This is a genomic window from Alcanivorax sp. HI0044 (assembly GCF_001634945.1).
On sequence record NZ_LWEZ01000297.1, the window covers coordinates 1 to 944 of the forward strand.

Here is a 944-nt window from a genome sequence, read left to right on the forward strand (position 1 = left end):
CGCTGAGAGAAAAAACCTCATGGCTGTCCAGGGCGCCGAGGGTTTTTTGTTCTGCCTGGGCGATAACCGCGTCAACAAGACGTAGCTCGGTGGGATCGAGCTTGCGCTGGGGTGAGTGTTGCTGGCGGAATGCTGCAAGGCTTTTCAGTGAGGATTTCTTGCGGCCCTGATAGACAATGGCGCTGTAAATCGTTGAGCCAAGCAGGAATAGAATCAATAAAATTTTCAGTATGGCAAGCGCTTCCATGGCAACCCCGTCCTGTTTGGAAAACCGGGGAGAATACGGATTGCGTGTGAGGCTGGCATCCGCTGCCACTGAAAATTGCTGCGGCCTGTGACCGAGGTCACAGGCCGGGTAGTGCCTTAGTCGATCACGGTGAACGTCATGCCGGCTTTTTCCTGCAGCCGTTTCAGTAGCGGCTCGCCGAGCAGGGACGCGGTGGTCCAGAAGCCGCCGGGGGCATTTTCTACCACGTCCTGGGCCAGGCAGGCGGCGGCCTGGCCCAGCAGTTTGGCGGTGGACCCGTAGCCGGGGTCCGCATCACCGGTGACTTTCACTTTCAGGGTGTCCTGGTTGTCGGTGTGGCCGACAAAGCGGATGTCGTAGAAACCGGCTTTTTGTGCCTCGGGGCTGGGGCCTTCACCAGGCTGTGGCACCACAAACTTGTTCAGTGCCCAGCGGGTAGGCTTGATGGCCGCAGCGGCAAAAAACAGCCCGGTGCCGGCACCAATCCCCAGGGCTTTCATGCGGCCACCCATGCCATCGCCGGTGAGCATGGCCTCGTTATAGGTGAAGTGATCAGTGTAAGCCTGGCCGGTCAGGGCATTGGAGCGATGCACCACACGGCTGTTGATGGCGTCCATCACAAAGGGGCCGACCCAGGCGTTGAAGTCGTTATCGTAACTGGCCAGGCCGATGCTGCTCTGACGGCTTTTGAAGCCGT

1 protein-coding gene and 1 pseudogene are annotated in these 944 nt (G+C 59.2%); both read right to left on the reverse strand.

Features of this window, described 5'->3' with window-relative positions; all coding sequences use genetic code 11:
• On the reverse strand, positions 1 to 247 hold a 247-nt coding region (locus tag A3730_RS03635; RefSeq protein ID WP_156500862.1), incomplete at its 3' end, for a hypothetical protein.
• Between the two features lie 116 nt (positions 248 to 363).
• Positions 364 to 944: pseudogene (locus tag A3730_RS03640) on the reverse strand (saccharopine dehydrogenase); the annotation flags it as partial.